The following is a 6,191-nucleotide window of genomic DNA, read 5'->3' as shown; positions in this document are numbered from 1 at the left end:
ATTGCTAGTTCTAGCCTACTTACGAAAATCCTCGCGGATTTTCTATTCGGTTTTTATTTGCTAAATTAGGTGCTTAAAACACGCAACAAACCATATACAACAACGTTGTAGTGCATTTGACGATGAGAATACTGAAAAAGATACTTGCGAAAATAAAGAGGAGTAAAATCATCCCTGAAAACTCAGATGAAGAGGTTTTATTTGAAAGCAAAAACACTTATGAATTTTCGAAAACTAAGTTAAGACTAGTTCACAAAGGTTTGAAAGAATATTATCCATATTCATTTGATGAATTAGAACAAAGTCTTAAATCAGAAACTGATTTAGATGACACTTTAAACTATTGGATTGAAGTGGTCAAAACATTTGATAAATTAAAGCTTGAGCCTAGGAATAAACATAAGGTTTGGTATGAAATTTTAAGCAATGCTCACGGGGAAATACAAAAAGAACGAAAACAAATTGTACCGAATCTGTGGCTGTTTAATAACATTATAAATATTAAGCTAAAAAGATTTTTAAAAGAAAGGAGCTCGCATAATTCTTTTGAAATCAGAAAAGTAGAACTGACCACAAATCAAAGAATGAAAAGTTATGATAATGGTAATAAAGCTTTTTGCAAAATAACGAGCAATTCTTTTCAAATTAGACCTACAAGATATAATTATGAACCAATAAAAAAGTTGATTACAGGTCAAACTTATGATGTTTTTCAAGCGAAGTTTATGAAATGCGGAGCAATTATATCGAGTAACTCTTTTTTAATAGAACCTTTGTTTAGTCATATTCATTATTATACCAGACATAATGTATTTTGTGCCCTAATAGAGCAAACTAATAAAAAGGATTGCAAAAAATATTATTTTGATATTAAAGGTAATCTAATTTTAGAATCATTTGGAGGCTATGATAGGAAGCAATTGCCCGAAGTAGGAATTAATTATAACTCACCCAAAGAAAATAATATTGTTAAAATAAGTACAGAACTAATTGACAGGGATTACAATAAGGTATTTTCATCATCTTATTACACCAATGGAAATTCATATAATCAAATTGGCATTATTGATAATAAAAATAATCAGATTTTACCTAAAGAATATGGGAATTTTATAGTATTTGAAAAAGAGAAAACAATATTAGCCTCAAAAGACGATAAAATTTACCTTTTTGAATTAAATCGTGTTGATTTATTTAAAACTCTTGATTGTAATATTTTCATTGATGATAATAATTATTATAAGGAAGAAGAAATTTCGCCTTATACTAGAGTAATCAACAACATGCATAACAAACCTAAAAATGAAATCTATAAAAAATGGGGTCTTATTGATGCAAATGGAAAATTTAAATTACCCTTAGAATATGACTATCTCGAAAAGTGCGGTAACTCAAAGTTTTTCAGAACATTCAAAGCACCAGCACTAAAAGTTAATCATCATAATTGGATTGATGATGAAGCAGAATTATTTTCATACAATAACACAGAAGAATCGCACAAATGGTGGTTCGACTATGAGAATAACTCTTATACATCTAATTTATATGTTATTAGTTCTTGGAAAGGTAATTATCTAGGGTTAGTGGATATAAATAACATTATAATAATTCCGCAAAAATACAGCTGGATTAAATTTATTTCATCTGATTTATTAATTATTAGCATAGATAGTGAAGTTATTAACTATTTCGATAAAGACAATAACGGAGAAAAGACCTATGTAATGGGTGGTAAATTTGGTGTTATTGATATAAGTAACACATTAATAGTACCAATAGAATACCATGTTATTACATTAAAAGAAAACAAAATTTATGCTCAAAAAACTAGCTGTGATTATTTCGACGAAAATGAACCACACGACATTTATGATTTGAATGGAAATAAACTTAAATAAAAAACGCACTACAACACCGTGTATAATTAATTGCTTGGTTCTAGCCTACTTGCGAATATTCCTGCGGAATATTCACGGGTTCGTAAAAGTTTACTAAATTAGTTGCTTAACCACGCAACTAACCATACACAATCACGTTAGGCAACATTTCTCAACATTACTATGAAAAAAGAAACATACTTAAATACGGGTAAATCCATTCACATATTTAACGAGATAGAATTATTCCTAAATTTAATTATTACCCATCATATTGACCCGAAAGACAAATCATTCTTCCTCGAATACATATTAAACACTAGTGTAATAAGTTTTGGCGCTAAAATTAAAATTCTTATCAATCTAGATATCTTTAATAAAGAACAGATAAAAAAAATAAGAAAATTATCAAATAACAGAAATGTTTTCGCTCATACCAATAGAGACTCTCATTATGTTGATGAATTAATTCAAGACCCAACTACTAACTCGGTCGAAATAAAAATAAAGGATATTATCCTTGAGACTAATTCAGAAGGAAAACTTAATAAGACAAGTTATAAAGATTTCATTGAAAATAATATAAAACTACAAAATGAAATAATAGATTTTATATCAGAATATATAATTATAAATAAAATTAATACCCATTATAATCATATAGAAAATTTAAAATTATTAAAATAAAAACGTTGCCTAACACTGTGTATAATTAATTGCTGTATTGAGCTTACTTGCGAAAATTCCTGCGGAATTTTCACGGGTTCGTAAAAGTTTAATAACTTAGTTGCTTAACCACGCAACTAACCATACACAAAACCGTTAGCATTAATTTGATGAAAATCCTCAACTACTACAAAAAAGCTCTAAGTTATTTTTCAATTATAGTTTTCTCAACTTTATTCTCGACTATAATTACGGGGAAATTTAATATGGGAATTGACGGATTTACTAATCTATTAATGTTAATTATAGGTTTATCTATTTTTCTTGGAACTTTACTCTTTATTTATGATAAATACTTTGGACCAAAACAAAGGTCTAAAAAATTAAAAACTGCAAAGTTTACTGATTTCCTCAAAGTTGGATTCAAAACCGAAAAGGATTATTTGATTGGAAAAATTAATGGTTATACTGTGATTATTAGCTACAATTGGAGAAACAAAAACGGAATAGAAAGTTTGATTACTATGATTCTTTTTGACCCTAGAATAAATGGCAAACATTTGAACAGTTATTTCCTTAACAAATGGCAAGAATCAATCAAAGACGATTATAATTATTGAGAATATGGCAGACTTTTTACTGATTGGCCATATATGAATGGAAATCCCAATCTCAAATCTGTTTTAAAAAAATTAGACAAAAACACAAAACTGATTTCAAGCAAAGGATTACAAAAAATTGAATATTCGGAATGGGAAACGGAAATTAAAAATTATATCACTAAAGAAGAAAAAACTAATGCTAACACCGTATAAAAATAATGCTTAGTTTAGTGCTTAATCAAAGGTTAGTGCAGTTTTGCTAGCTTCTGATTTTCCTTCGGAAAATCCTCGCACACAAAACCGCACTATTCTTATACAAAACCGTTGGCATTAATTTGAACCGTGTACTTTCCTGAAATAGGTTGACTAAAAATTAAGCAATTAATTACTGTCACTTATGAAAACAAAAAATGAACACTGGCTAAAAAAAAGCTATCAAAAAGCAACTTTAGAAACCAAACTTTTAGTCGTTGACCAAATCTTAAATGGTCAGATTTCAAACAACCAAGCTTCTAAAAAATATGATATTCCTAGAACAACTATTTCCTATTGGTTAAGAAAATACAGTACATTAGTACAACAAAACATGGGTATGAGTAAAAACGATGAGATTAAAAAGCTAAAGGAGAAGATTGAAGAACTTGAGTTCCAAAAAGACTTCCAACAGGACATTATCGCTGATATGGAACTTATTACAGGTGTCGATATGTCAAAAAAGTCATTACCCAAAACATTAGCAAAAGAGATAGAGCAAAAGAAAAAACAGCGTATAAAAGAAAATGGCTCTATGGATGTTTTGGGATTTCTAAACAAGCCTTCTACAAAAGACTAAGAACGCAACAGAAAAAAGAAATAGATCATCAAAAAATGATCAAAATGGTCAAGGACTACCGTAATAAAGTAGGCTCTAAAACTGGTGGAATTAAACTACATGCGGAACTTAAAGCTAATTTTACTGAGGCTAATATTAGATTGGTAGAGACAAGTTCTATCGCTTCCTCAGACTAAATAATCTTTTGATTCCCAAAACTAAAAATTACATCACAACGACAAACTCAAACCATATGTACAAAAAATATAAAAACCTGGTAAAAGACCATGTCCCTACTCGTCCTGAACAACTTTGGGTCAGCGATATCACTTATATTAAAACACAATACGGTCATAATTATTTAGCCATTGTTACAGATGCTTATTCTAAGCAGATTATGGGATATAAACTCGATAACCATATGAGAACATCGCTTTGTACGGATGCACTCGCTATGGCTATTAAAAATAGGAAATACCCTGATAAAAAGCTTATCCATCATTCGGATAGAGGTTTCCAATACTGCAACCCCAAATACACAGAATTCGCCGAAAACAATAACATTACAATGAGTATGACTGAGCAATACGACCCTTATGAAAATGCTATTGCAGAACGCATTAACAGAACTCTTAAATATGAATATGGATTAAAACAAACTATTAAGAACACTGAATTAGCACAAAAAATGATACAACAAGCAGTATATATTTATAACAATTTGAGAACCCATTTTAGCCTAGATCTCAGAAAACCTGCTGAAGTCCATCTGAATCCAAACATCAAATACAAATCCTATCGGAAAAATAATGTAAATTTACCTGAACTTACGATTTAAAAACAGACCTAGTTCAAATTATTTTTTGCCTTCTAAACGGCTAAAAAAAATCTTTTGAACGTCTAAATATTAACTAAAAAGAGTCAACCTATATCAGTATAATACAAACGCACTCATAGAGAAAAAACTAAATGAATAATAAAGGAAAAATACTTGCTTTAATTCCTGCGCTTTGGACAAGTTTATTTGACACGATAATTACAATTAAGGGGCAATCAGAGGAATATTGGAATGGAAATTTGAATATGGCGAATGAAGCAAATCCAATCGGAAATTTTATGATGAAAAATCACGTTTCTGGGATTTTTATTATTTGTGGAATTTGGTTAATACTAATTGGGGTTTTAGGTTATTATTTACCCAAAAAATATGCTCGTATTTTTTTACTATTCGTTTTAATTGCTCATAGTTTTGGAGCATCGACTTGACTATCTATGAATTATGGATTTTGGACTGCTATCATCTTTATTTTGTTTAATTCAATACTATTTTACAAAATTAAAGATTTGATCAATAAAGAAAAAGTAAGAATTGAAATTGAATAAGTTTACGGAATAAGAACTCAGCATACATCTGACTGACCAAAACAATGCGCAACTGTTGCGACGGACTGAATAGCAAAACGAAAAAAAAGATTTGTCGACTAATCCCAAACTGTAAGAAAAAAAAACGAAATGGCAAACCGTATATAAAAAATTGCTAAATTAGTACTTTACCAATGTCAGTTGCTTTGTTTGCTTGCATCTGATTTTCCTTCGGAAAATCCTCGCACTCAAACACGCAACTTTCCATATACATCAACGTTGTGCACAATCTAACAGAGACAGGAAAATTGAACGAAATAAGCAAATATATTGATAACAACGGAGATGAAATCACAATTAAAAAAGAGACTCTAAAAGATCTTCCTGAATATCTTTTTGAAACTCATTTTAAGAATGGGAGAATTATGTTTAAAATACAATATGAAGACGGAAAAGAACCTATTACTTCAACTTATGCCTATTCAGAAAAAGAAGTACAACAAATATTAGAAAAGAATAAAGATGCTTCAATAAACTGGTTATATCTTAAAAACTCATATAGTATTGAAGAATCTTTATGCTTTAAAAATAAAAAAGTCTCTTCCAAATTTGTAAGCGTGAACGATAAAGGTGGAAACAATATTTGCTTAAAAAAATACAATTTAAAAGACTCTCGATTAACTCTTTTGTGGACGGAAAAACGATATTTCGAAAATGGAATTGAAATATATTCTTTTGAATATAGCGAAGACGGAAGTTGCTTCCACATTGATAGCGTACAAACATATCAAGAAGATATTTTTGCTTGGGATTTCGAATGGGAAAATTTTGAATATTACAGAAACGTTGAACCAACAATCCCTGAAGAATAAA

9 protein-coding genes are annotated in these 6,191 nt (G+C 29.4%); all 9 read left to right on the top strand.

Annotated features, from left to right (window positions below):
* The first annotated feature begins 122 nt into the window (after window positions 1-122).
* The 9 genes from HSX10_RS13395 (at window position 123) to HSX10_RS13360 (ending at window position 6,190) form a co-directional block, all read left to right on the top strand.
* Window positions 123-1,898, top strand: a complete 1,776-nt coding sequence (locus HSX10_RS13395) for a WG repeat-containing protein (RefSeq protein WP_173588739.1) — start codon at window positions 123-125, stop codon at window positions 1,896-1,898.
* A 162-nt stretch (window positions 1,899-2,060) separates the two neighbouring features.
* Window positions 2,061-2,564, top strand: coding sequence for a hypothetical protein (locus tag HSX10_RS13390; protein WP_173588738.1), 504 nt, complete (start codon window positions 2,061-2,063; stop codon window positions 2,562-2,564).
* Between the two features lie 149 nt (window positions 2,565-2,713).
* Window positions 2,714-3,163 (top strand): hypothetical protein, encoded by a 450-nt coding sequence (locus HSX10_RS13385; RefSeq protein ID WP_173588737.1) that lies wholly within the window; start codon window positions 2,714-2,716, stop codon window positions 3,161-3,163.
* Window positions 3,164-3,196: 33 nt separating this feature from the next.
* Window positions 3,197-3,358 carry a hypothetical protein gene (locus tag HSX10_RS13380; RefSeq protein WP_173588736.1) on the top strand — a complete coding sequence of 54 codons (162 nt, stop codon included), beginning with the start codon at window positions 3,197-3,199 and terminating at the stop codon, window positions 3,356-3,358.
* A gap of 184 nt (window positions 3,359-3,542) precedes the next feature.
* Window positions 3,543-3,977: a helix-turn-helix domain-containing protein gene (locus HSX10_RS13375; protein ID WP_173588735.1), complete on the top strand. Its 435-nt coding sequence runs from the start codon at window positions 3,543-3,545 to the stop codon at window positions 3,975-3,977.
* 44 nt (window positions 3,978-4,021) lie between these two features.
* Window positions 4,022-4,153, top strand: coding sequence for a hypothetical protein (locus HSX10_RS18830; RefSeq protein WP_302476791.1), 132 nt, complete (start codon window positions 4,022-4,024; stop codon window positions 4,151-4,153).
* An 8-nt stretch (window positions 4,154-4,161) separates the two neighbouring features.
* Entirely contained in the window at window positions 4,162-4,794 is a 633-nt protein-coding gene (locus HSX10_RS13370) for an IS3 family transposase (RefSeq protein WP_217363274.1), read from the top strand.
* A 131-nt stretch (window positions 4,795-4,925) separates the two neighbouring features.
* Window positions 4,926-5,222, top strand: coding sequence for a hypothetical protein (locus HSX10_RS13365; protein ID WP_173588734.1), 297 nt, complete (start codon window positions 4,926-4,928; stop codon window positions 5,220-5,222).
* 377 nt (window positions 5,223-5,599) lie between these two features.
* On the top strand, window positions 5,600-6,190 hold the full coding sequence (locus HSX10_RS13360; protein WP_173588733.1) for a hypothetical protein: 591 nt from the start codon (window positions 5,600-5,602) through the stop codon (window positions 6,188-6,190).
* Window position 6,191: the final 1 nt, after the last annotated feature.

The organism is Winogradskyella undariae, from assembly GCF_013285155.1.
Taxonomy (GTDB): domain Bacteria; phylum Bacteroidota; class Bacteroidia; order Flavobacteriales; family Flavobacteriaceae; genus Winogradskyella; species Winogradskyella undariae.
Note: the sequence above shows the minus strand (reverse complement) of the source record. Positions and strands in the feature narration are given on the sequence as shown.

Bases quoted from the DNA above. Each gene is read 5' to 3' on its own strand.
- HSX10_RS13395 (WP_173588739.1), top strand. From the start codon at position 123: ATGAGAATACTGAAAAAGATACTTGCGAAAATAAAGAGGAGTAAAATC.
- HSX10_RS13390 (WP_173588738.1), top strand. From the start codon at position 2,061: ATGAAAAAAGAAACATACTTAAATACGGGTAAATCCATTCACATATTT.
- HSX10_RS13385 (WP_173588737.1), top strand. From the start codon at position 2,714: ATGAAAATCCTCAACTACTACAAAAAAGCTCTAAGTTATTTTTCAATT.
- HSX10_RS13380 (WP_173588736.1), top strand. From the start codon at position 3,197: ATGAATGGAAATCCCAATCTCAAATCTGTTTTAAAAAAATTAGACAAA.
- HSX10_RS13375 (WP_173588735.1), top strand. From the start codon at position 3,543: ATGAAAACAAAAAATGAACACTGGCTAAAAAAAAGCTATCAAAAAGCA.
- HSX10_RS18830 (WP_302476791.1), top strand. From the start codon at position 4,022: ATGGTCAAGGACTACCGTAATAAAGTAGGCTCTAAAACTGGTGGAATT.
- HSX10_RS13365 (WP_173588734.1), top strand. From the start codon at position 4,926: ATGAATAATAAAGGAAAAATACTTGCTTTAATTCCTGCGCTTTGGACA.